Origin of the sequence: Sulfitobacter sp. M22, from assembly GCF_021736025.1 — a bacterium.
GTDB classification, from domain to species: domain Bacteria; phylum Pseudomonadota; class Alphaproteobacteria; order Rhodobacterales; family Rhodobacteraceae; genus Sulfitobacter; species Sulfitobacter litoralis.
This window is the reverse complement of record NZ_WMEC01000005.1, coordinates 92,559-116,110: the sequence shown is the minus strand read 5'-3', so window position 1 is coordinate 116,110 and position 23,552 is coordinate 92,559. Positions and strand designations below refer to the sequence as shown.

Sequence of the window (23,552 nt, the reverse complement as noted above, 5' to 3'; positions counted from 1 at the left end):
ATGGAATGGCTTTTTGAAAACTGGGTTTTGGTTCTCGTCTTCGGCGGAATGGCCGCCATGCACCTTTTCGGGCACGGACATGGCGGACACAAACATGGCAAGTCGGCCAAGCGTCATGGTGCGCACGACAAGAAGACCGAAGCTTCCGCCGATACCGAGGCAGTGTCGGAGAATGCCTGAATTCGACGCATGCTGCGATCCTGCGGAACTGCTTGATCTGTCCGGCCGGAAGGGTCTGGTTGTCGGCATCGCCAATGATCGCAGTCTGGCGTGGCCTGCTGCCCTGCATTTCCGTCAAGCGGGTGCCGAGCTCGCCATCACCTACGTCGATGAGCGCACCAAACCTCATGTGGTGCCATTGGCTGCACGTCTCGAAGCGCCGATCCTGCTGCCCTGTGACGTGAATGCGCCGCACGAACTCGACGCTGTCTTCGACGCCATCACGGACCGCTGGGGAAAATTGGATTTCATCCTTCATGCCGTGGGCAGCGTGCCGCCCGGCGACCTTCATGGCCGCCTGACTGACTGTTCGGCTGCAGGGTTTTCCCAAGCGATGCATGTGTCCGTCCAATCGCTGATCCGCATGGCGCATCTTGCCGAGCCCCTGATGAAAAGCGGCGGCAGCCTGATCATTCTGAGCTATCTGGGTGGCGAACGTGTGGTGGAGAATTACAACGTGATGGGGCCGGTCAAGGCGGCGCTTGAAGCCACCGTGCGCTATCTGGCTCACGAACTCGGGCCGTCGAACATCCGCGTCAACGCCATTTCGGCGGGACCCGTGATGACCCGCGCGGCGTCCGGGCTGACCGGCTTTGCGGGTCTTCTGGACGCGACCGCGCGAGTTGCCCCATTGCGGCGCAACGTCACGGCCGACGAGGTGGGCCGCGCCGCCCTGCTGTTCGCCAGCGAATATACCGGCGGCATCACGGGCGAGGTGCTGCATGTCGATGCGGGTGTTCACGTCGAAAGCCCTGTCGCCGCAGCCAAAATGAACGTCAAATCGGAGGAATCATGATGCGCCAGACCATTGACGAAACCAATCAATTGCCCGCAACAGAGCGCCGCGATTTCCTGTATTACGCAACGGCCTCAACCGGCGCGATTGCCGCAGGCGCGGCGGTCTGGCCGTTGATCAATTCGATGAACCCCTCGGCCGACGTGACCGCGTCCGGCACGGTCAGGGTTGATCTTTCCGGCGTCGAACCGGGTCAACGTATTACCGTGAAATGGCAGGGGCGCCCGGTCTTCGTCTGGCGCCGGTCACCAGCCGCAATTGAGGCTGCACGAGCTGTCGATCTCGACCAGCTTCCCGATCCTGTTGACGAAGCAGTCGAGAATCCGAACGCAAGTAGTGAAGAGCCAGCGCTGGATGAAAACCGCGCGGCGGGCGAGGATGGCGAATGGCTGATCGTCATCGGTGTCTGCACCCATCTGGGGTGCATTCCGCTGGGGCAGGATGGGTCGGCGGTGGGCGAGTTCGGCGGTTGGTTCTGCCCGTGCCACGGATCGCATTACGATACCTCGGGCCGGATCCGGAAGGGGCCGGCCCCACGCAACCTCGACATCCCACCTTACGATCTGGGCGACGACCTGCAACTCGTTATCGGCACCTGACGTGCTGAACCAGCCAAAATTCAAGAAGGAGACTATGACATGCAAGCCAGGGATATCATGACAACATCGGTGATCTCGGTCCCGCTGGAGGGACAAATCGAGGACGCGGTACGCTTGATGCTCGACCACAATATCAGCGCGCTGCCCGTCGTTGACGCCGAGGGCGACCTCAAGGGACTTGTCAGCGAAGGCGACCTCATGCGGCGTGTCCGCGAAACAGACGGACCACGCCGGTCATGGTGGCTCGAGGTGCTGGGCGGATCGGGCGATGCTGCCAGGGATTTCGTGAAGCTCAAAAGCCACCGCGTCGAGGACGTGATGACAAGGGATGTGGTTTCAGTAGAAGAGGATACGAATGTCGCGGAAATCGCGAGCCTTCTGGAAAAGCACCGGATTAAGCGCGTGCCGGTAGTGAGAACCGGCAAAGTGGTCGGCATTGTGAGCCGGGCGAACCTGCTCCACGCCTTGTCGGCGCTTCAGGATGGGGCGCTGCCGGAGCCGTCGGAGGACGACCGCGTGCTGCGTGCGAAGATTGAAGAGGCTCTGAAAGAAGTGCCTGGTGCAGTGGTCAACCTAATCAACTACACAGTGGACAAGGGGAATGTCGCCGTCTGGGGTGTCGCCGACAGCGATTTCGAGGAGAATGCGATCCGGGTTGCCGTCGAAAACGTGCCCGGTGTCAGGACGGTTGAGGTTCATATGGGGCGACTGCCGGCCTGGGCTTACGGGATCTGACTCACATTGCGCAGATAAACCCGGCCTGTCAGGACGTCGATCGCATCGAGGAGGGTTCGTATGATGGCGCTAACGCCAGGTGCCGCCGACCCTGAAGACAAAACGATTGAAATCGTCGGGGCCGGTCCCGCAGGTCTGGTCTGTGCAATCGTTTTGGCCAACGCCAATCGTCGGGTCGTGGTGCGAGAGTGGCACGAAGATGTCGGCCATCGGTTCCGCGACCACTTTCAACGCCTTGAAAACTGGACCGCCGACGGGAACGTTCCGGACGAATTGGCGGAGGCAGGGGTCGCCGCAGATTTCGATCATTTTGGCGTGACCGATGGCGTCGTGTTCGACAGCCGCGCCACAGCGCACCGGGTGCATGGATCGCAACCCCTGTTCTATCTGTTGCGGCGCGGCAATGCCACGGGAACGCTCGACCGGGCCTTGCTGGATCGGGCCCGCGCAGCCGGGGTCGAGGTGCGATTCAATGATCGCGTGAAAAGAACCGCGGGCAATATGATCCTGGCGGGCGGGCCACGGCGGGCCGATATCATCGCCGTGGGCTACGTCTTTGACACGACCATGGCCGATGGTGCGTGGCTGGCGTTCGGGGCGGAGATAGCCTCGAAGGGCTACGCCTATTTGCTCGTGCACCAAGGACGCGGCGCGGTGGCCAGTTACATGTTCTCGGGCTTTCACGATCAGGCAGAATATCTCGCGGCGACTGTATCATATTTCGAACGTCACGCCGGGCTGCAAATGCAAAGACCGAGAGGCTTCGGGGGTTTCGGGAATGTCCGATTGCCGCGCACCGCGATGCAGGGCAGAAACCCGGTGATCGGCGAACACGCGGGCCTCGCGGGATCGACTACCTGGTCGGAAAGCTGGGATCGAACGACACGGACGACGCCTTGGGCCAGGCCTACCGGCTGTCGTTGCCTATGCGCCTGCTGCTGCCGTTCGCCCGATTTCACTATCGCAACCCTTTGCAGGATCGCAGTTGCAGCCACAACAACTGCAATTGTGTCTGGTCCCAGCACGGCGCGCATGAAGTAGCGGACACCTGACGGATGTGCCTCCTTGCGAATTCGCGTTCCAAGCATAGCGTCGGCTTCGTGACGCCGATGTTGCGACTGGACCGGTGGGGCGGTAAGCCGCGATCATGAGCAGCTCGCACGCACCTCGTCAAAATTCCGTGACGTTGCCGCAGGCCCGGCAAGCGATCTGTGTGCCAAATCTGGGCGAAGGGCAGGGCGCTTTCCAGCTGTTCGTCGAGGGAGATGCTCTTTTCGATGCGATGCTCGCGGCGATAGAGGGCGCGACCGAAACGATCTGGATGGAATCCTACATCTTTGCCGCCGACGAAGTCGGGGCGCGTTTTGTCGCCTTGCTCGCAGCCAAAGCGCGAACCGGGCTTGACGTGCGGTTGCATCTCGACGCTTTCGGTGCCGGCCAGCGGAATTTCGACAAGTTTCGGCGGGAACTGGAACGCAGCGGCGTGCGGTTTCGCTGGTTTCGTCCCTTTGATCTCCGACACCCGCTGCGATATTTTCAACGCAACCACCGCAAGCTTCTCATATTGGACGGCCGGGAAGCGTTCCTGAGCGGTTTCAACATCCGCCGGTTGAACTCGCGTCGGCTTCACGGCGAGACTCGCCAGCGCGATACACATGTGCGTGTCCCGGCGTCGTTGGCGACGCTTGCCGAAAGCCACTTCGACCGGCTCTGGCAGGACGCCCGCCCGCTTCCATCAAACGCCATTCCCGAAGAGGCCGACGCAATCGAAGGACTGCTGGTACCGAGCTATTCGCGCAAGTGTCAAAAGAGGCTTGCCTGTCTGCACGCGGGACTGATCGGGATGGCACAGACCTGCGTTTATCTGACGTCGCCCTATTTCGGTCCGGGCACCGTGGTCGACCGGGCGCTTCAGGATGCCGCGCGTCGCGGCGTGGACGTCCGTGTGTTGGTGCCTCGCACGAGCGATCCTATGGTCGCTGGCTGGGCGACGCGGGCGGCATATGCGCAGCTTCTCACGGCGGGCGTGAGGGTCTACGAGTATCTGCCCCGTCCATTGCATGCCAAGACGTCGGTCGTCGATACAGGCTGGTCGATCATCGGGTCAGCTAACCTCGACTACCGAAGCCTGTTCGTCAATCAGGAGCTGGTTCTGGTCGCACATGACCGCGTGCTGGCAGGGCAGTTGCAGGCCCAATATCTGCAAGATCTTTCGGATGCCCGCGAAGTCACTCTTCGGGCTTGGCATTCCCGCGGCTGGCGCGCGCGAGGTTTCGAGGTGATCGGATGGGCCGCGCGGCGGCTGCTGTAACCTATGGCACCGGTCAGCCGATAGCCTGCCGGGATGCAGTAACTCTGTCTGCAATATCGACGCCTTCCTACGGCAGAGCGATACACTTGCTCCTGTACTAACGAAGACCGACAGGTTGTCAATTTCTGTAATGCTTCCGGTCGGGGCGCGTCTATAGAACGAAACCAAACAAAAGGAGGTCCAGATGGACGACCGATCAACTTCTCAGACGCAAGACACAGCACAGCAAAAACAGGGCGGATGTTGCGGTGGCAAGACCGACGCGCAGCCGAAAGCAAATGTCGAACCGCAGGTCGCGGAACCCGTAAAGGCAAAACCGGCCAAATCCGGCTGCTGCTGCGGCTAGGGCCGAGGCAAAGCCACCGCAGGATGGGCGTCTGGCGCTTGGTGCGCCCATCCTGAAGCGGCGCCGTCCAGCGGATGTGTTCGCGCTCCGTCCGGATCCACGACAAGAAGGGAGAAAGCCATGATGCCCATTTTCTATTTCACCGCAGTCGCGGTGATCCTTTTCCTGGCCCTGCGCATGACGTGCGGGGCCTGCGTCATGGGCGGGCCTGCCGGGGCAGGGCGTGTGCGTCTGCCGGTTGTGCCGCTTGGTTGGGCGCTGAGCCTGTTCCTGGCGCTGACCTACCTTGTGTGCATCGCATTCGATCTGATCTTTCCCGCCTATGCAATGTATGAAACCTGGTCCGGTCTGCTGCCCGGTTTCGTCTGGCTGACCCCGGTGGGCTTCATCATCGGGCTGGTCGAGAGCTTTCTCTACGGTTGGTACGCCGCGCTGATCTTCGGCGGCCTTTACAACGCCATCGCGGCAAGGGGAACAGCGACGTGATCCCGACCGCACGTCCGAAACTGCGCTTTCTTGGCGCCGCCGGGACGGTGACGGGATCGCGCTATCTGGTCGAGGCCCTGGGGCGGCGCATTCTGGTCGATTGCGGGCTGTTCCAGGGCTTCAAGCAGTTGCGGGCGCGCAATCGCAAACCTTTCCCTGTGCGTGTCAACACCATCGACACTGTGCTGCTCACCCATGCTCATCTGGACCATTCGGGATATCTGCCGACACTGATCCGGGCGGGGTTTCGCGGGCGGGTTCTTTGCACAGAAGCAACGGCAGATCTGTGCGGGCTTATTCTGCCCGACAGCGGCCATATCCAGGAAGAAGAGGCGCGCTTTGCCGCGCGGAGGGGATATTCCAAACACAAGAAGCCAAAACCGCTCTATACGCTCAAGGATGCAAAGGCCGCGCTGGACCGCTTTGATCTTCACCCCTTCGACCGGCGAATAGATTTAGGCGACGGCATCGCGGCCCGTTTCATTCCGGCGGGGCATCTGCTCGGGGCGGCGCAGATCCGGCTTGAGGTCGGCGGCAGGGTTGTCCATTTCAGCGGCGATCTGGGCCATGATCCCGATCCGCTGATGCGATCGCCCCAGCCATTCGGCGGAGCAGATGTTCTGGTCTGCGAGTCCACCTATGGCAACCGGTCCCATTCCGACGTGGACCCAGAAGCCGAACTGGCTCCGATCCTCAAACGCACCTTTGCCCGCGGCGGCACGGTGCTGATCCCGTCCTTTGCCGTCGGACGGGCGCAGGGGCTGATGCTGCACATTGCGCGATTGATGGAGCGCGGCGATATTCCCTATGTCCCGGTGTTCCTCAACAGCCCGATGGCGGTGAATGCGACCGAGATCTATCACCGTCATCACGCCGAGCACCACGTCAGCCGCGAAGACTGCATTGCGATGTTCGAGATCGCCAAGAGGGTAAACACGGTCGAGCAATCCAAGGAGCTGAACACGCGCCAGGGCCCGATGATCATCGTCTCCGCCAGCGGAATGCTGACCGGCGGGCGTATCCTGCACCATCTGGCCAGCTTCGGCGGCGATCGGCGGAACGCGATCTTGCTCTCCGGTTTCCAGGCCGGTGGCACGCGCGGCGCGGCGCTGGCCGGAGGCGCGCGGACATTGCGCATGTTCGGACGGGAGTTCCAGATCGAGGCCGAAGTGGTTCAGCTCCAGTCCTTTTCCGGACATGCCGATGAGATCCTGCGCTGGATGTCCGCCGGTCCCGCCCCCGAGATGACCTATCTCACCCATGGGGAACCTGTCACCGCCGACACCCTGCGATTCCGCGTCGAACACGAGCTAGGGCGATCCGTGCGCGTGCCCGAACATCTCGAATCCGTCTACCTGGACAGGCCGCGATGACCGAAACGCTTGCCCTGGTCTCTTCCCGCATCGACACCTACCGGCAGCCGGTCGTCTACATGCATGAAGACTGTCACGTCTGCCGTTCCGAGGGGTTTGCTGCCCAGACACGCATACGAATCGACCTGAAGGACCGCTGGATCATCGCGACCCTGAATGTCGTCCGCCGCGGAGCATGGCTTGCCGTGGACCAGGCGGCATTGTCCGTTTCCGCCTGGGCCGCGCTTGGCGCTGAGATTGGAGACGAAGCCGCTTTCTCGCACCCTGAACCGCCCGCTTCGGCGTCTATGATCCGGGCGAAAGCCTATGGCGAGAGGCTGGACCGGGCCGGGTTCGCGACGATCGTGCGCGACACGCTCGACAGCCGGTTATCGGATCTCGACCTTGCCGCCTTCGTGACCGCCTGCGCCGGCGACAGGCTGAACGAGGCCGAAACCGTGGCGCTGACCCGCGCCATGAAGGAAGCAGGGCAGACGCTCGACTGGGGGCAGCACACTGTCCTCGATAAGCATTGCGTCGGCGGATTGCCGGGCAACCGGACGACACCCATCGTCGTCGCGATCGTCGCGGCGGCGGGGCATCTGATCCCCAAGACGTCGAGCCGTGCGATCACATCGCCTGCCGGAACCGCCGACACCATGGAGGTGATGGCGCCCGTCGCGCTTGACGCCGCCGCGCTGCGCCGGGTGGTCGAAGCCGAGGGCGGTTGCCTCGTCTGGGGTGGCGGGCTCGCCCTCAGTCCTGCCGACGATCATTTTATCCGTGTCGAACGCCCCCTCGATTTCGACTCCACCGGTCAACTCGTAGCGAGCGTACTGTCGAAAAAGGCGGCCGCCGGTGCCACCCATGTTCTGATCGACATGCCGGTCGGACCAACGGCCAAGGTGCGGTCTGCCGGAGCGGCGGAGGCACTCGGGATACGGCTGTCTTCGGTGGGCAAGGCGTTGGGTCTGAACCTGGCGCTACATATCAGCGATGGCGTGGCCCCGGTGGGACGTGGCATGGGCCCGGCGCTGGAGGCGCACGACGTGCTCGCGGTTTTGCGGCGCGCGCCGGATGCACCTGGCGACCTGCGTGCGCGGGCGCTGGATCTGGCCGGACATCTTCTGGACCTCGCACCGCACGCCGTTGCTGGGCGGGGGCGGGACCGCGCGCAGGCGCTTCTCGATAGTGGTGCAGCGGAGGCAAAGTTCATGGCAATTTGCGCGGCACAGGGCGGTTTCCGCAAACCCGGAACCGCAGCGCAGCAGATCGAAATACGCGCCCCTCATGCGGGCCAGTTGACCGCCATCGACAACCGACGCATCGCACGCATCGCCAAGCTGGCCGGGGCCCCGCGTCAGAAGAGCGCCGGCATCCGCCTTCTGGTGCGGATCGGGGATTGGGTGGACAAGGGCCAGCCGCTTTATGAGCTTCATGCCGAGACACCAGGCGAACTGGCCTATGCCCTGGCTTACGCGGAGTCCCAGACCGGGGTGCTGACGCTGTCCGAGGCAGTGTCATGATCCTTGTCGCGTTTCCCGAGATGAGGCCGCTTGCCGAAGACCTGGCACCCGCGCTTGGGGCGGACCTGCTCGCTCTCGACTGGCACCACTTCCCAGATGGCGAAAGCCTGATTTCGCTGCCCGGCGATCTGGACGGGGCCGATGTGGCATTTCTGGCGACTTTGCGCGATCCCGATCGCCTTGCCCTGCCCTTGCGCTTCGCCGCGGCGACGGCGCGCGAGATGGGCGCGCGTCGCGTCGGATTGATCGCGCCTTATCTTGGCTACATGCGGCAGGACCATCGCTTCGAGCGCGGGCAGGCGGTAAGCGCACCGCTGTTCGCGCAATTCCTGGGGGAAAGTTTCGACTGGCTGGTGACCGTGGATCCGCATCTGCACCGCATCGCGCGGCTGCAAAATGTCTTCCCGATGCCTGCCATTCGCGCCGTATCCGCCCCGCTGCTTGCGACCTGGATCAGCACGAACCTGCCAGACGCCGTTCTTCTGGGCCCTGACAGCGAAAGCCAACAATGGGTGGCTGAGGTGGCCCGGCTGGCCGGACGGCCCTATGAGGTCTTGCGCAAGGTGAGATCCGGTGACCGCAGTGTCGATGTCAGTGTGCCCGAAAGCGCGGCGCTGCGCGAAGGCACACCGATGATCCTCGACGACATCGCGTCTTCGGGGTCCACGATGGCTCGTGCCGTCGAAAGGTTGCTTGCGGCCGGAACCGCCGCGCCTGTCTGCCTGGCTATCCATGCGGTCTTTGCGCACGGCGCTCAGGACGCCATTCTGTCGGCTGGTGCGGCAAGGATCATCACCACCGACACCATACCCCATCCAACGAATGCGATCGGAATTGCCGGTTTATTGGCCGAAGCGATCCTTTCTGTGGTGACAGCCCTTGACCTTCCAGTTGCCGGAACAATTAGGCTGGACCCGAATCCCGCCGAGAGGACAACCGAATGAACGACCAAGTAAGCCATGCTTCACATGAAACCGAATCCAACATTTACGCCTGCCCGATGCACCCTGAGGTACGGCAGAACGGTCCGGGCGATTGCCCGAAATGCGGGATGCATCTTGTGCCCGAGGCGGAGCTCGACAGCCATGCCGGGCATGATCACCACGGTCATGACCATAACGCTGGTGCCGCCCCGGCGGACGGCAGATACGATACCGTCCCGGAGGGCTATGACGGCGCCGTCTACACCTGTCCGATGCACCCGCAGGTTCGCCAGGTCGAGCACGGCTCCTGCCCGATCTGCGGAATGGGGCTGGAGCTTGAGTCCGGGGTCCCGATGGACGACGGCCCGAACCCCGAACTGGTGGATTTCACCCGGCGTTTCTGGGTTGGCACGGTACTGACCATTCCGCTTCTGATCCTCACCATGGGTCCCTATCTCGGCTTCCCGGAAGTGCGAGAGATTTTCGGCGAGCGCGCAACCCTCTGGATCGAGTTGGTTCTCGGAACCCCGGTTGTTCTTTGGTGCGGCTGGCCGTTTCTGGTTCGGGGCTGGAATTCGTTCCGGACGATGAATCTCAACATGTTCTCCCTGATCGGTATGGGGGTAATCGCGGCCTGGCTCTTCAGCGTCGTCGCCGTTCTGGCACCCGGCATATTCCCGGACGGATTTCGCGACGCCGAAGGTCATGTCGGCGTCTATTTCGAGGCGGCGGCGGTGATCGTGACGCTTGTGCTGCTTGGCCAGGTGATGGAATTGCGCGCCCGTGAAGGCACTGGCAAGGCGATCCGCGCGCTTCTCGACATGGCGGCAAAGACCGCGCGGGTCATCCGGGACGACGGATCCGAAGAGGAGATTCCGCTGGAGGATGTGCAGGTCGGCGACCGGCTGCGCGTGCGTCCCGGAGACAAGGTGCCGGTAGATGGCGTGGTTCTGGAAGGCCGGTCCTCAGTCGACGAAAGCATGATCTCCGGAGAACCCGTGCCAGTCGAGAAGACCGAGGGCGACCCGTTGACCGGTGCCACCATCAACGGCACCGGCAGCCTCGTGATGGAGGCGACGCGGGTCGGATCCGACACGATGCTGGCGCAGATCGTCGAGATGGTCTCCAACGCGCAACGGTCGCGCGCACCGATCCAGAAGTATGCCGACAAAGTGGCGGGATATTTCGTTCCGGCCGTGATCGGTATCGCGCTCCTGTCCTTCATCGCATGGGCGATCTGGGGGCCCGCGCCTGCGCTGTCCTACGCATTGATCTCGGCTGTCGCCGTGTTGATCATCGCCTGTCCCTGTGCGCTCGGCCTCGCCACGCCGATGTCGATCATGACGGCGACGGGGCGGGGGGCCCAGGCCGGGGTACTTATCAAGAACGCCGAGGCGCTGGAGCGGTTCGAGAAGGTCGATACCCTGATCGTCGACAAGACCGGCACGTTGACGATGGGCAAGCCGCAGCTTGTCGCCGTCCTGCCGCAACCCGGTCACGACGAGGCCGAGGTCCTGCGTCTCGCCGCATCGCTGGAGCGCGGATCGGAACACCCGCTTGCCGAGGCCATCGTGCGCGGCGCGGAAGAGCGCGATGTGAAGATGGCTAATGCCGACGACTTCGAGGCGGTCACCGGCAAGGGCGTCAAGGGGGTCGTCGACGGCAAAGCGGTCGCGCTCGGCAATCTGGCGATGATCCGGGACCTTGGCCTTGAGGCGGGCGACCTGACCGCCAAGGCAAATGCCCGTCGCGACGAGGGCGAGACAGTAATGTTCGTGGTGCTGGATGGCAAGATCTCCGGTCTTGTCGGGGTCGCTGACCCGGTGAAGGAAACCACACCCGCCGCCATCAAGGATCTGCATGAATTGGGGTTCCGCGTTATCATGGCAACCGGAGACAACGAACGCACGGCCAAGGCCATCGGCGCGCGTCTGGGCATAGACGAGATCCGGGCCGATGTGCTGCCGGAGGACAAGGCACGGATCATCAAGGAATTGCAGCAGCAGGGCCGCAAGGTCGCGATGGCCGGCGATGGCGTCAATGACGCACCGGCCTTGGCACAGGCCGATGTCGGCATTGCCATGGGCACCGGGGCCGATGTGGCCATCGAAAGCGCGGGCATCACACTGGTCAAGGGCAACCTCGACGGTATCGTGCGCGCACGGCGGCTCGCACGGGCCACCATGCGTAATATCCGGCAGAACCTGTTCTTCGCGCTGATCTACAACGCCTCTGGCGTGCCTGTCGCGGCGGGGGTGCTGTTTCCGTTCTTCGGCATCCTCATCAGCCCGATGTTTGCCGCCTTCGCCATGAGCGCCTCGTCGATCTCGGTGGTGCTCAATTCGCTGCGCCTTCGCGGCGCAAAGATCTAGAAAGGAAGCCACAACGTGACCCATCAACCTGATCCATCACATGTTAATCAAAGTCAATCGGAGCATGCCCCCCGCCCGCCCTCATTCTGGCGATCACGCGCCGGCATCTATCTGATCGTTGCGCTGGCAGTTGGCGGCCTTCTCCTGGGTTACGAGCACCGGGTGCACATCCTGAGCAGCGGATTGCTGATCTGGCTGCCATTGCTGCTTTGCGTTGGAATGCACTTCTTCATGCACGGCGGTCATGGAGGCCACGGCGGGCACGGTAAGGGAGACGACCAGTAATGACCGATGCAGGTGCTTCCTATGGACTCTGGCTGCTAGTATTTATCAATTCGGCGGTGTTCATCATTTTCGCCTTCAGTTTCTTCAAGCCGCAGACAAAACGCGACTGGCGCAGTTTTGGAGCGTTCAGCGCCTTTGTCGTAGCTCTCTTCACCGAGATGTATGGGTTCCCGTTGACCATCTTCTTTCTTTCCGGCTGGCTGCAATCGACCTGGCCGGAGGTAGACTGGTTTGCCCACGACAGCGGACATCTCCCCGAAATGATGTTCGGCTGGCAATCGAACCCGCATTTCGGGCCGTTCCACCTCCTGAGCTTCGTCTTTATCGGCGGCGGCTTCTGGCTCATATCCGTGGCATGGTACCATCTGTGGAACGCGCAGCGTCAGGGGTTGCTTGCGACGACAGGCCCCTATGCCCGCATTCGCCATCCCCAGTATGTGGGGTTCGTGCTGATCATGCTGGGCTTTCTCGTGCAATGGCCGACCCTCCTGACGCTCGCGATGTTCCCGGTGCTGGTCTGGATGTACGCACGGCTTGCCCGCGGCGAGGAGGGGGACAGTCGCGCCCGTTTTGGCGAAAGCTGGGACAGGTATGCCAGCCGGGTTCCGGCTTTCATACCAAACGTCAACACTCTGCAGAATGTTGAACGCTGATTGGAAGCGAAAGCCGATCTGATGTGCTATTTGCGTGCCTAAAACATCTTTGGAAGACTGCAAACATACGGTATCTGAAACCATGATGAAAAAACCCGCCCTTCTGCGGCACGTACTAATCATAGGAACGTCCGTGCTTACGGGATACCTGCTGCTTGCTTCGCGTGCCGAGTGGTCGGAGATGCACCGCTACAACCGAGCGCTGGGGGATCTTTCACTGCTGCTCATCGTTGCTGCAATGGCGATTGGGCCGCTCGCACGCTTGTCGTCTACGCCCTTTTTACGGAAGCTTATGCCGTACCGACGCGAGCTCGGTATTTATGCGGTTCTGGCGGCGACGGTGCATACCATCATAATACTGATCGGCTGGGTCGAGCTTGATTTTGCACGGCTGTTCGGTTTTGAGTATCACCCCCAACTGCAACGCTACGTGATGCTTCAGCACGGGTTTGCGCTGGCCAATGTGGTTGGGATCGCGGCACTGCTCTACGGCTTTGTGCTTGCCGGTACGTCGAATAATTTCAGCCAAAGGGTACTTGGCACGTCCGTGTGGAAATACATCCAGCAGGGCGCTTATGTTCTGTGGTGGCTGGCAGTGCTGCACACGGCCTATTTCTTGTTCTTTCATTTTCTTGATTTCCACCGCCAAATGCCTGAGCCAAACTGGGCGCGATGGCCGTTCGTTGCCCTTGTGGCGTCAGTTATCGCTCTGCAAGGGGCCGCCGTTGTAGTCACATGGCGTTCGCAAACTTCCCGGCGGATCTACGGCGCACCCTCGCAACGGGAGTAGTCGCGATTTCATCAGACGCCCAGGGTCGGGACTTCTGGCGGCCTGAAACCGATCGGGTGGGCATGCGCAGAGGCGTAACGACCTAAAAAGCAACCAAGGCAGATCGAAATGCAGAAACACGATAAAAACCACGATGGGAACGACGGCTACCGTGAAGGCTCGATCAGCCTTGGCGGAGCTGTTGCCATGGGCACGGGCGTGATGATCGGTGCGGGCATCTTTGCCCTGACCGGACAAATCGCCCAGCTGGCTGGACCACTATTTCCACTCGCGTTCATCGCTGGTGCCATCGTGACCAGCTTCAGCGCTTACAGCTACATCAAGATGTCGAACGCCTGGCCCTCGGCAGGGGGCATCGCGATGATCCTTCAGAAATGCTATGGATCGGGGGCGGTCGCGGCGGGAGCGGCGCTCTTGATGGCGCTCAGCATGGTGATCGCGGAAAGCCTCGTCGCACGGACATTCGCCACTTATGTCTTGCGGCCTTTGGATATCACGGGCGGGCCACTTGTGCCCGTTCTGGCGGTTGCCGTGATCGTGTTCGCATTCTTGGTCAACATCGCAGGAAACCGCTCCGTCGGGCTATTCTCTCTAGTCATGGCGGCGATCAAGATCGGGGGCATCGCGCTGTTCGGTATCGCAGCACTCTGGTCAAGCGGGTTTCAGTTCGCCGCCGCGTCAGAAACGGCCGAGACCTTTGGAGTGACAGGCTTCATCGCGTCCGTTGCGCTGGCGATCCTTGCCTTCAAGGGCTTTACCACGATCACCAACAGCGGCGGCGAAATCACCGATCCCCACCGCAATGTCGGCCGCACTATCATGCTGTCCATCGCGATCTGCGTGGTGGTCTACCTGCTTGTGGCCTTTGGCGTGGGCGCGAGCCTGACAATCGACGAAATCATCGCCGCGCGCGACTATTCGCTGGCCCAGGCGGCTGAGCCCGCACTCGGGCAGGTCGGCTTTTACTTGACGGTCGTGTTGGCGGCCGTGGCCACGGCATCCGGCGTGCTGGCCAGCGTTTTCGCAGTGTCGCGGATGCTGACCATGCTGACGGAGATGAAAATGATCCCGCACAGCCATTTTGGCATGTCCGGGGCTGTCCAGCGGCATATGCTGGTCTATACAGTCGTTATCGCCTCGACGCTGGCCGTGCTCTTTGATTTGGGACGGATCGCATCCCTTGGTGCCTTCTTTTACCTCGTCATGGACATGATCATACATTGGGGCGTGTTCCGCTATCGTCGAACCGAAGTTGGCGCCTCCAGTATCGTGCTTTTGTCTGCGCTCTCTCTCGATGCAATTGTATTGGCAGCTTTCACCGTAATGAAGCTTCAAAGTGATCCAATGATCGTTCTGTATGCGGCTGTCGGAATGATCGCTGTCTTCGCTTTCGAGCGCGTTTACTTGTCGCGATGGTTGGCACCTCAGGCCGCGCATTCCCACGGTGAATAGCCAGCCATCATCTAGCCCTGAAGGAATGCGATGCCTTGTGCACCGATTGCGATCAATCCGACCGACAGGGCAAACGCAAACAAGGCGAGCAGCATCAAGCCCGCTTCCGTAATGGGGCGGGCCTCTGTCAAGGGTTTCGGGCAAGTCAAAAATCCCGGCGAAGATCTCATTCTTCTCCGAGTTTTAAGGCACAAATTCAGAAGCTTACTTTTTCTTTTTCACTGCACCGGCACGTCAGGACTGAAGGACACCCCCCTGTCCGGGCTTCGCTCTTCCGTCCGTAGTCAGCCTCATGGCTGCCACTCTATGCCTGGTCCAAATCTGGTCCTGGGTGCCCATCTTTCACGCGTATTCAGCGATTGCTGATAACTTGCGGGCTTCCGGCATCTCCAGGAACCACGTCCCGGCAAGGGACCTCGTCGTACCTGTCGTCAGGTGCAGTGCGTTCCTCCGTCCGATCAAGTTCTGGAATTGTTTTTCTCAGACCGTTGCCGGGCAGCTCTGCGCATGGCGGAATGGTGTGCCGTCTCGCCACATGCGGTGCAAAACAACGCCAATACGCCGCGCAAGTGCAATCAAGGCCCGTTTCGATCCACGCCGATGGGCCACTCTGAGCGCCCAGGCCTGGAGCCAGTTTGGGACCCTCGGTGCATCAAGATCATCGCCGCTTGATACAAGGCCGTTCGAAGGGCCCGGTCGCCGGCTCGAGTAATTTGCCCGACAATGTCCATCTCTCCGGATTGCGTGCGCCTCGGCGTCAGCCCCACCCACGGACCAACATCCTTCGATCGCACAAACCGGGTCGGATCGTCGATCGCGGCTTTGACCGTCAGGGCGACGATCCGACCAACGCCCGGCATCGTCATCATCAGACGGCAAACGTCGTCTTGTTTTGCCAGATCCGCGATTTTGGCGTCCAGTTCAGCCAACTCGACGCGCAACTGCGCACGTGCGCGCAAAAGGGCCTCTGTCGACGCGGACAAGATTTCATTTTGCTCAACCAGTTCCCTCACCCGGGCCTCGTACCTAATCGGCCTAGCTGGCCCGAAGCTGCATATTTGGGCTTCTTCTGGAACAGTACATGAACGTTATGTGTCTGAATTCTGTAGATACATCACGACGTTTTCGGCCGGCATTTTGAACCCGCGCCCATCGGAGACCCGCTCAGTGCTAATCGGATACTTTGGTCTATTGGGATTGATTGCCACAATCCGGTAGAGATCTCCGCGTGACTTGAAGGTCCGGCCATAGTCAGATGGCTCAAGGCCAAAATGTGGGGCAAGAACTTCAAAGAGCGCTTTGTCTGGCGAATAGATCGCGCCGTCCTCCATTGGAATGCCGACGCGGAAACTAATGTCGAAGCCATGACGCAGATCGATGTCGCTCAGCTCGCCACCTTCAACCGTCAACCCGTGCGTCTCCGCCACCTTGAGGCACGCTTGCGTCATGTCCCGGCGCAGCTTCTCGCAGAGTGGGGGAGTAAGGTTGCGCGGCGGCGGTACCTTTGTGTTTGTTTGGGCTGGCAGCTTGGCGGTTGGCGACCGCTGCTTTGTCTTGTTCTTTTTCACATCAACGCCTTTGCTTTATAAACCGTGCCCCGCGATATTCCCATGTCGCGTGCAATTTCCGTAGGCGACATGCCCTCTGTCAGCTTCGCCCGAATGGTGGCCATATCGATTTTCGGGAGGCGGCCGCGATACACGCCACGTTGCTTGGCAGCGAGAATGCCCTCGGCCTGCCGCTCACGCCGCAGGTTTGTCTCGAACTCGGCAAAAACACCGAGCATGTCAAAGAAGGCCTTTCCCGTGGCGTTTGATGTGTCCACCGGCTGCTCTGTTGCGGCCAGATGCGCGCCTTTGGATTTCAGGTGGGTGACGATGGTCTGCAAGTCACTGAGGCTGCGGGCCAGCCGATCAATGCGAGTGACCACAAGCGTTTCACCTGAGTGGATGAAATCGAGGATCGTTTTGAGCTCGGGACGCCCTTCAAGGCTGGCACCACTCTTTTGCTCGGTGCGGACCATGCCACACCCGGCTGCTTTCAAGGCAGCAATCTGCGCATCGAGGTTCTGATCGGTGGTCGAGGTGCGCGCATAGCCGATTTTGGCCTGATATGTGTTCATTTTGAGTGTGCCTCTGACAATATCTGTTCATTATCTCGAAACAGACCCAAAGTGAACATGTATTCTGGCGGTTTTTGTGTTCATGCGCGGTGTCGCCATGGGTATACCCATTATGACGCCTCTAGCCCTCCATAACCCAACGTGATGTCCGCCGTGTCTTTTGTCTCTGCAGTTTCGCGAACTGCTCACTGACAGCATCGGCGTGGATTTCATCATGAGCCCAGTCAACGTATCCTGCTTTCTTCGCCCAGTCATGTTCCGGGTGGTTTGTATTCTTCTGCGCCTCCTTGAAGACTTCGTACATGGGCGGGCCTCCAATGTCCTCGGGCGGGGTTGCCCATTGGCCGCCGACAAAACGCGGCAATGGCTCATTTGGCACAACCGTGCGTGTTGAGACGAGCTCAATGCGATGCGCCCAATCATCGCCAAAGTCATAGGTGTAGATCACCGGTGGCACCTTGGCGTTCAGGAAAAAGTCCAGCTTTTTCGTAGTGACCTCCATCACGGGTGGCCCGAACATCGGCTCGATCCAGAAGGCCTCGCTTTTCATCTGATATTTCCGGTCACCAATCTCGAAGTCCCACAGGTGCATGTCGTACCATAGGAAAGCCGCCTGAATGGCATCGTGCAGGTGTGGCAGGGTCTTGTCCGAGCGGATCTCGATTTCCCGCCACGGGGCGGGGTCGACATATTCAAGAGTAATTCTCAGCCGTAGGACCTGGGGTTCTTTTTTTTACCATAAGTGCCTCTATGCGGCCATTTGTTCAAAATCGATCCGCTTATCCAGATTGACCTCAAAGCGGCCATAAGGATTGATGTGTAGATAGATGAGCGGGGACAGGCCACGATAGTCCTCAGGGGACAAGCGCGCGACCACATCGGGATTGCGCAAGACGGATTGCACCATCCGCGTGTTCACGTAGACCAGCGACGACTGCAGCAGATGCAGAGCATGCGCGGCGGTTTCCTGATCTCGCACACGGTTAGTTGCGATCTCACCGCCCTTACCAAAAAATACGAAACTGTTGGCGCTATTCCAGTTCTCCACGACATTCAGCCCTTCGTGGATTTCCCGGCGAAATTCTTCAGAACGCAAATAACGACATAGGAAGATCGTCTTGATGGCGCGGCCAAGCTCCGCCAGTGCCTTGTAGGTGGGGTGCATCACATCGGAACGAGCAAACCGGCGAAGGATGACTTCGGGATCAGCTGTTCCGTGCTGCATGGCCGCGGCGTATTTGACCATTTCGTCATATTGGCGTTCGATCTCCCCCCAATCGATCACGCCAGATAGAATTGGCAACAGATTGGGCAGTTGCCCTCGCATACCCGTACTCGGAAGAGCTAGTTTTTGCCGCGCGATAGCTTTCAGACGTGGCGCAAGTTCAAAACCCAGAAGATGGCAAAAAGCAAAGCCGACGGCGCTTTGTCCGTGACTATCGACATACTGTCTTTGAATTTCCATGTCTGTACAGTGCCGCAAGACGCCCTCAATCATGGCAGCCACTTCGGAAGACGAACATCGTTTCAGCTGTGAATAGACGCAGGTCGCCTGCCGCTCGACATGCCAGTAGATCATGACGCCACGCCCACCATAGCGTGCGTGCCATTCGGTCATCAGATTGCGATCCCAAGCTCCGAATTTTGTGGAATCTCCGGCACATGTTGTGCCCGGCGTACCCCAGATCTCCGGGTTGCGAATTGCCAGTGTCGCACTGGCAACCTGCGCACATGCCGCCTTGAGGGACGCAGGATCAATATACCGCCGCCGAATATGCAAGAGCTCGTCATAGCTGACATCAGGCGAACCAGCAGCCACGCGTTTCAAGCCCGCGTTGGTTCCCAAACCGTAAAGGCAGAGCAGCAAGCGTTGATCTCGCACGGCAGCTGGCAAAGCCTCCCGGCTGGCCGAAGTCTGAAAGCTGTTCAGAAACCCGGTGTCGAGGGCAGTTTCCTTAAGAACATCCAAAAGCCCGGTCATCGGCCACGCCCGGGCAACCTCGGCTTTCAGAGCCGCCAGACCAGTCGGCTCCGGAGCTGGCGTCAGCGGCGTTACGGAAATCCGGTTCTCTCCACCCCACCTCAAGCGCACCTTGTCATTGTCCGGCAAAGTCGCATTCAAAAGGTGAAGTTCCTGTACCAAGTCAGCCTTCACGCCCGCGACAAAGCTCTGCGCGTCACGTGACAGCCCAAGATCGGCATAGTAAGCATCTCGGCGCTCGGCAAAGTCCCCCCGGTAGATCATCATCCGGATTGCGGTACCGGTCCGCACCCTCAATCCAGATTTCCTTCGCGCGGACACGATCTCGCAGCTGTGTCAGTACGCAAAGTTCAAACGACACGACGTTGACCCGACCTTGCTCATCTATGACGGCTTGGCGCCATTTTCCCGGGATGATCCCAGACGGGATATCATCTTCCGTAACAACGCGGCGACCAGAAGCTGCATACCTGACGATCTGGTCCAAGGCGGTTAGTATCGGGTGCCACACCGAATTGTTCGACCGGAACTGCAGCGCCCTGAGTAACGGGGACAGCATACGGCGATAATGACTGGCGTAAGAGCCGCGCATGGTCTGCTGGATGCGCGCATCCAAGGTGCCCTTGGCGCGATGTTCGTCGATGACAGCCCGGAGTTTGGCCGCTCCTGCGATAGGAAAAATGACATCTTCAATACGACCATCCGGATGATCCAATGCGGCCATGGCGATCTCGACAAGCAAACGTTCCTTGCCGTTAACCGCGCCGATATCGGCCGCGATGCGCTGAATGACCTTGCGACGCGACCGCGTTGCCAAGCGATGCACTACCTCCAGAAGCAGGTCGATAAGGCCATCAATCAGCTGAGATCGGCGATGCATCAGGTAGACTGCTAGAAGTCCGAGGCGTTTCTTGGGCGCATGACGACGCATTTCAGAGGCGGTTTCACCTTCTACCTGACGCGCGAGGCGCAACATCCAACCGCGTTCGACATCACCAAGAATATCCATCGGAAGCCCAAGCTCCTCGACAAAAGACGCCTTTCGTGCGGCCAGCAACACGCTGTCGAGGGTTGCCGCTCCGACATCATCCTTCAGCCGCTGAAAGCCCGTATCCTCTAACGGTTCCGCGAGTGCTCGCTCTAATTGCTCCGTCGTCTCGATCGACAGCAGGGATACCACCAACGTCAAGAAATTCTCGCGAAAATCCCGGCGGGCAGCGCGGGCAAGGCGCTCCATGATCTTATCTGAAGAAACAAACACGCCCATTTTCCGCGCCTGGCCGAAACCACGTTCGATCCAGTCCGCTAAGTTCAGGTCTCGGCCACCAAGCTGTTCAATCATCCATGCCTGGATTTTGGCACGGTCACGATCAGAAGCCCGGCAAAACCCAAGAAAATCGAGAATACCCGCACGTTGTCGTCGCGCGGTATCACTGGAAAATGAGTAGGAACAATCCTCTGTCGCCCCAATCTGATCCGCAACGTACGCGATTACATCAGGGTCAAGATCACTGCGGTCGGCAGGAAACCGTGCATGTTGGCGAAAGAATAAAAGTTGACATGCAATCGCGACCCGCGACTTCGCCCCAAACCGGTTAAGAAATTCAAAATCTGAATATGAAAGCCCCCACACCGAGGCAAATGCTTGCTCTGTCATGACCCCTCCAGACGCAAACATCATCCAACATCAGGTCTGGCCGTCAATCAGCCTTTTGTTCTCAACATGTTCTCCCAAAAGCCCAAATATGCAGCTTCGGGCCAGCTAGGCCTCAAACCTGATACCCGAATTCCACTGCCTCACGGCAACGCGGCACAGGTGGCCGAATGCGTCGGAACAGGTGGCCGGATGTGATCGGAATGGGTGGCCGGATGACCCCGGAATACGCACTCTTTTGCGCTTTCGACAAGCGACCTTGGAAACCATATCAGGGTGAGGGCATAGGCGTAGATCGTCATCAGGATGCCAAGCATGAAATTCGCCACCATGAATTTCCAGCCCAGCAGGACCAGAAGGACGATCCCAAGCTCGATCACCAGATTTGTTGATGAAATCAGGAAGGCGATCGAATGGACCGGATGCGCACCTTTCACGAGGATCGAACGCGACGCGGCAAGAGCCGCGAAGGAACAGGACGACGACACGAAACCAAAGAAGCCGGCAATACCTGCCTTCCCGGCACCACGATCACCCAGCACACGCGCCATTTGATCCCGTGTCACGAATATCTGAATGCCTGCGGAGATGATATACCCGAAGATCAGCGCCCAGAGCGCCTTCCAGAGCATGCCCGCCCCGGTCGTGAATGCTTCGAGAATTTGGTCCATTCAACTAAACCCTTTTCTCTGTGCTGTCTGATCTGCAAACCTGTCGGGAAAACAAGTCTGAGGGGTGCGAAAACGGCGCGCGCTTTTCAGCCGATCAGATAGACCCTGAACGGCATCCAGATCCCCATCACCATCATCATCAGGTTCTCAGTGAGCGAGACAAAGCCAAGCGGTACATTGCTTTCACCACCGACGCAGGCACATTTCAATTCACGCTTGTCGATATAGACCGCTTTGAAAACCGATACCGCGCCAACAGTGCCGATGAACAGGGCCACCGGTGCCGAAAGCCAGGTCAGCGCCCCGGCGACCATGAGAATACCTGCGAACGCCTCTCCGAACGGATAGATCTTGCCATAACGCACCCACCGACGCGCCAGCAGGTCGTAGTTCAGGAACATGGTCGAGAAGCTCTCGACATCCTGAAGTTTTTGTACCGCCAGAAAGCACATCGAGATCGAAATGAACCATTCCAGCCCGCGCAGGGTGAAAATGGTCTCGAAGCTGTACCACGACAAACCGAGCGCCATCAGGAACGCGACGGCAAAGATCGCGATCACCGGCTGGTAGGATGTGTCCGACCGTTCGTCTTCGGGCGCATCAATGCCGAAATGGACCCGAAGGTCGCCATATCCGCCGATCCGCTCGTCCCCGATCCAGGTTTGCGGTGTGGTTTCGACGCCGTGCTCTTCCATGAACGCGTCGGTTTCCTCACGCGTGGTCAAAGGGTGATCCTCGACCTCGAAGCCCTTGCGCTCCAACAGGTCCATGGATTTGAGCCCATAGGGACAGAGGTGATCGGGCATCACCATCCGGTAAAGCCTGGCTGTCTGGGTTGTGTCTTTTGGCATGTCATATCCTCCGTTTCAGGGTTCAGGCGTCGCAGCCATAGAAGCCGCGATAGCCTGCCCGCAGGCCGGCATCGAGCTCGAGCACGAGGTTGGCGTCCTGCACTTCACCACTGTTTTCCAGCGCCGCATCCCCGTCCGGGGCACTGAGGGCCACGGACATTCCTTCGGCGCTCAGGGTGCCGGTGCCGTCGGTTGAACCAAGTCGCACCAGATCGCCGCTGATCTTGGCCAGCGCCGCCGGGGCGCCGTCGATGTCTCCTGCGGCAAGCACAGGTTTGCTGGTCGCGGTATACTTGAAGGTGCAGATGGCCCCATCCGGGAAAAGCTGCGCGATCTCATCGCCGGTCAGGAATTCCAGATCGAGGATGGCGATTTCGGCGGATGAGAGTGCCTCGTTCAGATCGACGATGCGGACCGGACGATCCGGGCCCTCATCGGCCGCGTCACCATTCGCGTCGATGTGATTCACCAGATACCGCATCTCGGCGATTTCCTTGTCCTGGGCAAAGATGATCTCGTCGGCCAGTTTGCGCACCCGCGGGTCAGAAATGTTGGCGCGGCTCGACGTCATGATCGCGATCGAATGGTGCGGGATCATCGCGCGCATATAGCTGGTATCGCCCACGGTTACCTGGCTCCGGACCAACCAGAGGGATCCGGCAAAGACCACGGCGGCGCCAATGAAGATGGCGGCGTTGATCGCCTTGCTGGAGTACATCGACAGCATGAAACCCAGCATGATGATCGCCATTGTGGCCCCCATCAGCACGGCCATATAAGCCCGCGTTTCGGACCAGAAGATATGGCTCAGCAGATAGGTGTTGAGATACATCAGGATGAACATCACCACCGTGGATGTGGCGATCATCGCGAAAAAGCGTAGGTATGTCATTGGCGACCTCCAGTCTCGAAAAATTGATGTCCTATAGAAGGAACAACATTGCTGCGCTGGAATGTTCCGTAGTTTTCGGGAAAGTTCGGCTTTTGCAGACGTCAGAGCTACCCGGACGCCTTGCTGATACTGCCCGCCTTTTGTTCCATCGCCAGATCGGCCAAGATGGGGCAATCGGGGCGGTGATCACCCGCGCATGCATCCACAAGATGCGACAGCGTCGCGCGCATTTCGGTCAGTTCGGCGATCTTGCTGTCAATCCGATCAAGATGCTCTTCGGCAATCTGCTTTACCTCGGCACTGGCGCGGTCAGTATCGGCATAAAGCTTCAGCAGGCTCCGGCAATCCTCGATGGTGAATCCAAGGGCCCGTGCCCGGCCGAGAAAGGCCAGCTTGTGCACGTCGCTTTGCCGAAAGCTGCGATAGCCATTTGAACTGCGCAGCGGTTCGACAAGACCGATGTCTTCGTAGTAGCGGATCGTTTTGGCGGGAAGGCCGGAAAGGTCGGCCACATCTCCGATGTTCATAATCGTTTC

Annotated in this window: 26 protein-coding genes and 1 pseudogene; 16 read left to right on the top strand and 11 right to left on the bottom strand. The window is 59.9% G+C overall.

Going from position 1 to position 23,552, the window contains the following annotated elements:
• The 16 genes from GLP52_RS18095 (at position 1) to GLP52_RS18020 (ending at position 14,845) form a co-directional block, all read left to right on the top strand.
• Positions 1-180 carry a hypothetical protein gene (locus GLP52_RS18095; RefSeq protein ID WP_183530921.1) on the top strand — a complete coding sequence of 60 codons (180 nt, stop codon included), beginning with the start codon at positions 1-3 and terminating at the stop codon, positions 178-180.
• On the top strand, positions 173-1,015 hold the full coding sequence (gene fabI, locus GLP52_RS18090) for an enoyl-ACP reductase FabI (protein WP_183530922.1): 843 nt from the start codon (positions 173-175) through the stop codon (positions 1,013-1,015). The genes GLP52_RS18095 and fabI overlap by 8 nt, the downstream gene beginning before the upstream one ends.
• Entirely contained in the window at positions 1,012-1,614 is a 603-nt protein-coding gene (gene petA / locus GLP52_RS18085; RefSeq protein WP_114276253.1) for a ubiquinol-cytochrome c reductase iron-sulfur subunit, read from the top strand. The genes fabI and petA overlap by 4 nt, the downstream gene beginning before the upstream one ends.
• A 39-nt stretch (positions 1,615-1,653) precedes the next feature.
• On the top strand, positions 1,654-2,349 hold the full coding sequence (locus tag GLP52_RS18080) for a CBS domain-containing protein (RefSeq protein ID WP_183530924.1): 696 nt from the start codon (positions 1,654-1,656) through the stop codon (positions 2,347-2,349).
• 60 nt (positions 2,350-2,409) lie between these two features.
• Entirely contained in the window at positions 2,410-3,390 is a 981-nt protein-coding gene (locus GLP52_RS18075) for an NAD(P)/FAD-dependent oxidoreductase (RefSeq protein ID WP_237273918.1), read from the top strand.
• Between the two features lie 106 nt (positions 3,391-3,496).
• The gene (locus tag GLP52_RS18070; RefSeq protein ID WP_237273917.1) at positions 3,497-4,660 is read left to right on the top strand and encodes a phospholipase D-like domain-containing protein; all 1,164 of its coding nucleotides are present in this window, start codon (positions 3,497-3,499) and stop codon (positions 4,658-4,660) included.
• A gap of 184 nt (positions 4,661-4,844) precedes the next feature.
• Positions 4,845-5,006 (top strand): hypothetical protein, encoded by a 162-nt coding sequence (locus GLP52_RS18065; RefSeq protein WP_183530927.1) that lies wholly within the window; start codon positions 4,845-4,847, stop codon positions 5,004-5,006.
• Between the two features lie 120 nt (positions 5,007-5,126).
• On the top strand, positions 5,127-5,492 hold the full coding sequence (locus GLP52_RS18060; protein WP_008282887.1) for a DUF5676 family membrane protein: 366 nt from the start codon (positions 5,127-5,129) through the stop codon (positions 5,490-5,492).
• Entirely contained in the window at positions 5,489-6,865 is a 1,377-nt protein-coding gene (locus tag GLP52_RS18055) for an MBL fold metallo-hydrolase (RefSeq protein ID WP_237273916.1), read from the top strand. The genes GLP52_RS18060 and GLP52_RS18055 overlap by 4 nt, the downstream gene beginning before the upstream one ends.
• Positions 6,862-8,370: a thymidine phosphorylase family protein gene (locus GLP52_RS18050; protein WP_008282885.1), complete on the top strand. Its 1,509-nt coding sequence runs from the start codon at positions 6,862-6,864 to the stop codon at positions 8,368-8,370. The genes GLP52_RS18055 and GLP52_RS18050 overlap by 4 nt, the downstream gene beginning before the upstream one ends.
• Complete coding sequence (locus GLP52_RS18045) at positions 8,367-9,314, top strand: ribose-phosphate diphosphokinase (protein WP_237273915.1); 948 nt, start codon at positions 8,367-8,369, stop codon at positions 9,312-9,314. The genes GLP52_RS18050 and GLP52_RS18045 overlap by 4 nt, the downstream gene beginning before the upstream one ends.
• Before the next feature lie 56 nt (positions 9,315-9,370).
• Complete coding sequence (locus GLP52_RS18040) at positions 9,371-11,665, top strand: copper-transporting P-type ATPase (protein WP_443069457.1); 2,295 nt, start codon at positions 9,371-9,373, stop codon at positions 11,663-11,665.
• Between the two features lie 15 nt (positions 11,666-11,680).
• Positions 11,681-11,950, top strand: coding sequence for a DUF2933 domain-containing protein (locus GLP52_RS19630; RefSeq protein WP_079921059.1), 270 nt, complete (start codon positions 11,681-11,683; stop codon positions 11,948-11,950).
• Positions 11,950-12,603 carry a methyltransferase family protein gene (locus GLP52_RS18030; protein ID WP_018065789.1) on the top strand — a complete coding sequence of 218 codons (654 nt, stop codon included), beginning with the start codon at positions 11,950-11,952 and terminating at the stop codon, positions 12,601-12,603. The genes GLP52_RS19630 and GLP52_RS18030 overlap by 1 nt, the downstream gene beginning before the upstream one ends.
• A gap of 82 nt (positions 12,604-12,685) precedes the next feature.
• Positions 12,686-13,393, top strand: a complete 708-nt coding sequence (locus GLP52_RS18025) for a ferric reductase-like transmembrane domain-containing protein (RefSeq protein ID WP_223006758.1) — start codon at positions 12,686-12,688, stop codon at positions 13,391-13,393.
• Positions 13,394-13,501: 108 nt separating this feature from the next.
• On the top strand, positions 13,502-14,845 hold the full coding sequence (locus tag GLP52_RS18020) for an APC family permease (RefSeq protein ID WP_237273913.1): 1,344 nt from the start codon (positions 13,502-13,504) through the stop codon (positions 14,843-14,845).
• A gap of 575 nt (positions 14,846-15,420) precedes the next feature.
• On the opposite strand, the gene GLP52_RS18015 is transcribed toward GLP52_RS18020, so the two are convergent.
• The 11 genes and pseudogenes from GLP52_RS18015 to cueR all read right to left on the bottom strand — a co-directional run bounded on the left by GLP52_RS18015 (position 15,421) and on the right by cueR (position 23,543).
• The gene (locus GLP52_RS18015) at positions 15,421-15,828 is read right to left on the bottom strand and encodes a transposase (protein ID WP_237273912.1); all 408 of its coding nucleotides are present in this window, start codon (positions 15,826-15,828) and stop codon (positions 15,421-15,423) included.
• Between the two features lie 105 nt (positions 15,829-15,933).
• The gene (locus GLP52_RS18010; RefSeq protein WP_237273911.1) at positions 15,934-16,413 is read right to left on the bottom strand and encodes a hypothetical protein; all 480 of its coding nucleotides are present in this window, start codon (positions 16,411-16,413) and stop codon (positions 15,934-15,936) included.
• Complete coding sequence (locus GLP52_RS18005; protein ID WP_237273910.1) at positions 16,410-16,967, bottom strand: recombinase family protein; 558 nt, start codon at positions 16,965-16,967, stop codon at positions 16,410-16,412. The genes GLP52_RS18010 and GLP52_RS18005 overlap by 4 nt, the downstream gene beginning before the upstream one ends.
• A gap of 121 nt (positions 16,968-17,088) precedes the next feature.
• The gene (locus tag GLP52_RS18000; protein ID WP_272903667.1) at positions 17,089-17,676 is read right to left on the bottom strand and encodes a plasmid pRiA4b ORF-3 family protein; all 588 of its coding nucleotides are present in this window, start codon (positions 17,674-17,676) and stop codon (positions 17,089-17,091) included.
• A gap of 39 nt (positions 17,677-17,715) precedes the next feature.
• Complete coding sequence (locus GLP52_RS17995; RefSeq protein WP_237273935.1) at positions 17,716-19,239, bottom strand: Tn3 family transposase; 1,524 nt, start codon at positions 19,237-19,239, stop codon at positions 17,716-17,718.
• Complete coding sequence (locus tag GLP52_RS17990; RefSeq protein WP_237273937.1) at positions 19,145-20,290, bottom strand: hypothetical protein; 1,146 nt, start codon at positions 20,288-20,290, stop codon at positions 19,145-19,147. Before GLP52_RS17990 ends, GLP52_RS17995 begins: the two co-directional genes overlap by 95 nt.
• A 48-nt stretch (positions 20,291-20,338) precedes the next feature.
• A pseudogene (locus GLP52_RS17985) lies at positions 20,339-20,605 on the bottom strand (DUF4158 domain-containing protein); the annotation flags it as partial.
• 140 nt (positions 20,606-20,745) lie between these two features.
• A complete protein-coding gene (locus tag GLP52_RS17980; RefSeq protein ID WP_237273209.1) occupies positions 20,746-21,273 on the bottom strand; it encodes a permease in 528 nt (175 codons plus the stop codon).
• 86 nt (positions 21,274-21,359) lie between these two features.
• On the bottom strand, positions 21,360-22,124 hold the full coding sequence (locus GLP52_RS17975; RefSeq protein WP_237273210.1) for a glutaredoxin: 765 nt from the start codon (positions 22,122-22,124) through the stop codon (positions 21,360-21,362).
• A gap of 22 nt (positions 22,125-22,146) precedes the next feature.
• On the bottom strand, positions 22,147-23,016 hold the full coding sequence (locus GLP52_RS17970; protein WP_237273211.1) for a DUF305 domain-containing protein: 870 nt from the start codon (positions 23,014-23,016) through the stop codon (positions 22,147-22,149).
• Positions 23,017-23,123: 107 nt separating this feature from the next.
• Complete coding sequence (gene cueR / locus GLP52_RS17965; RefSeq protein WP_007120891.1) at positions 23,124-23,543, bottom strand: Cu(I)-responsive transcriptional regulator; 420 nt, start codon at positions 23,541-23,543, stop codon at positions 23,124-23,126.
• Between the last annotated feature and the right edge of the window lie 9 nt (positions 23,544-23,552).

Excerpts from the sequence above, each read along its gene's own strand:
- GLP52_RS18095 (WP_183530921.1), top strand. The coding sequence starts at position 1 with ATGGAATGGCTTTTTGAAAACTGGGTTTTGGTTCTCGTCTTCGGCGGA.
- fabI (WP_183530922.1), top strand. The coding sequence starts at position 173 with ATGCCTGAATTCGACGCATGCTGCGATCCTGCGGAACTGCTTGATCTG.
- petA (WP_114276253.1), top strand. The coding sequence starts at position 1,012 with ATGATGCGCCAGACCATTGACGAAACCAATCAATTGCCCGCAACAGAG.
- GLP52_RS18080 (WP_183530924.1), top strand. The coding sequence starts at position 1,654 with ATGCAAGCCAGGGATATCATGACAACATCGGTGATCTCGGTCCCGCTG.
- GLP52_RS18075 (WP_237273918.1), top strand. The coding sequence starts at position 2,410 with ATGATGGCGCTAACGCCAGGTGCCGCCGACCCTGAAGACAAAACGATT.
- GLP52_RS18070 (WP_237273917.1), top strand. The coding sequence starts at position 3,497 with ATGAGCAGCTCGCACGCACCTCGTCAAAATTCCGTGACGTTGCCGCAG.
- GLP52_RS18065 (WP_183530927.1), top strand. The coding sequence starts at position 4,845 with ATGGACGACCGATCAACTTCTCAGACGCAAGACACAGCACAGCAAAAA.
- GLP52_RS18060 (WP_008282887.1), top strand. The coding sequence starts at position 5,127 with ATGATGCCCATTTTCTATTTCACCGCAGTCGCGGTGATCCTTTTCCTG.
- GLP52_RS18050 (WP_008282885.1), top strand. The coding sequence starts at position 6,862 with ATGACCGAAACGCTTGCCCTGGTCTCTTCCCGCATCGACACCTACCGG.
- GLP52_RS18045 (WP_237273915.1), top strand. The coding sequence starts at position 8,367 with ATGATCCTTGTCGCGTTTCCCGAGATGAGGCCGCTTGCCGAAGACCTG.
- GLP52_RS18040 (WP_443069457.1), top strand. The coding sequence starts at position 9,371 with ATGCACCCTGAGGTACGGCAGAACGGTCCGGGCGATTGCCCGAAATGC.
- GLP52_RS18030 (WP_018065789.1), top strand. The coding sequence starts at position 11,950 with ATGACCGATGCAGGTGCTTCCTATGGACTCTGGCTGCTAGTATTTATC.
- GLP52_RS18025 (WP_223006758.1), top strand. The coding sequence starts at position 12,686 with ATGATGAAAAAACCCGCCCTTCTGCGGCACGTACTAATCATAGGAACG.
- GLP52_RS18020 (WP_237273913.1), top strand. The coding sequence starts at position 13,502 with ATGCAGAAACACGATAAAAACCACGATGGGAACGACGGCTACCGTGAA.
- GLP52_RS18005 (WP_237273910.1), bottom strand. The coding sequence starts at position 16,967 with ATGAACACATATCAGGCCAAAATCGGCTATGCGCGCACCTCGACCACC.
- GLP52_RS17990 (WP_237273937.1), bottom strand. The coding sequence starts at position 20,290 with ATGATTGAACAGCTTGGTGGCCGAGACCTGAACTTAGCGGACTGGATC.
- GLP52_RS17980 (WP_237273209.1), bottom strand. The coding sequence starts at position 21,273 with ATGGACCAAATTCTCGAAGCATTCACGACCGGGGCGGGCATGCTCTGG.
- GLP52_RS17975 (WP_237273210.1), bottom strand. The coding sequence starts at position 22,124 with ATGCCAAAAGACACAACCCAGACAGCCAGGCTTTACCGGATGGTGATG.
- GLP52_RS17970 (WP_237273211.1), bottom strand. The coding sequence starts at position 23,016 with ATGACATACCTACGCTTTTTCGCGATGATCGCCACATCCACGGTGGTG.
- cueR (WP_007120891.1), bottom strand. The coding sequence starts at position 23,543 with ATGAACATCGGAGATGTGGCCGACCTTTCCGGCCTTCCCGCCAAAACG.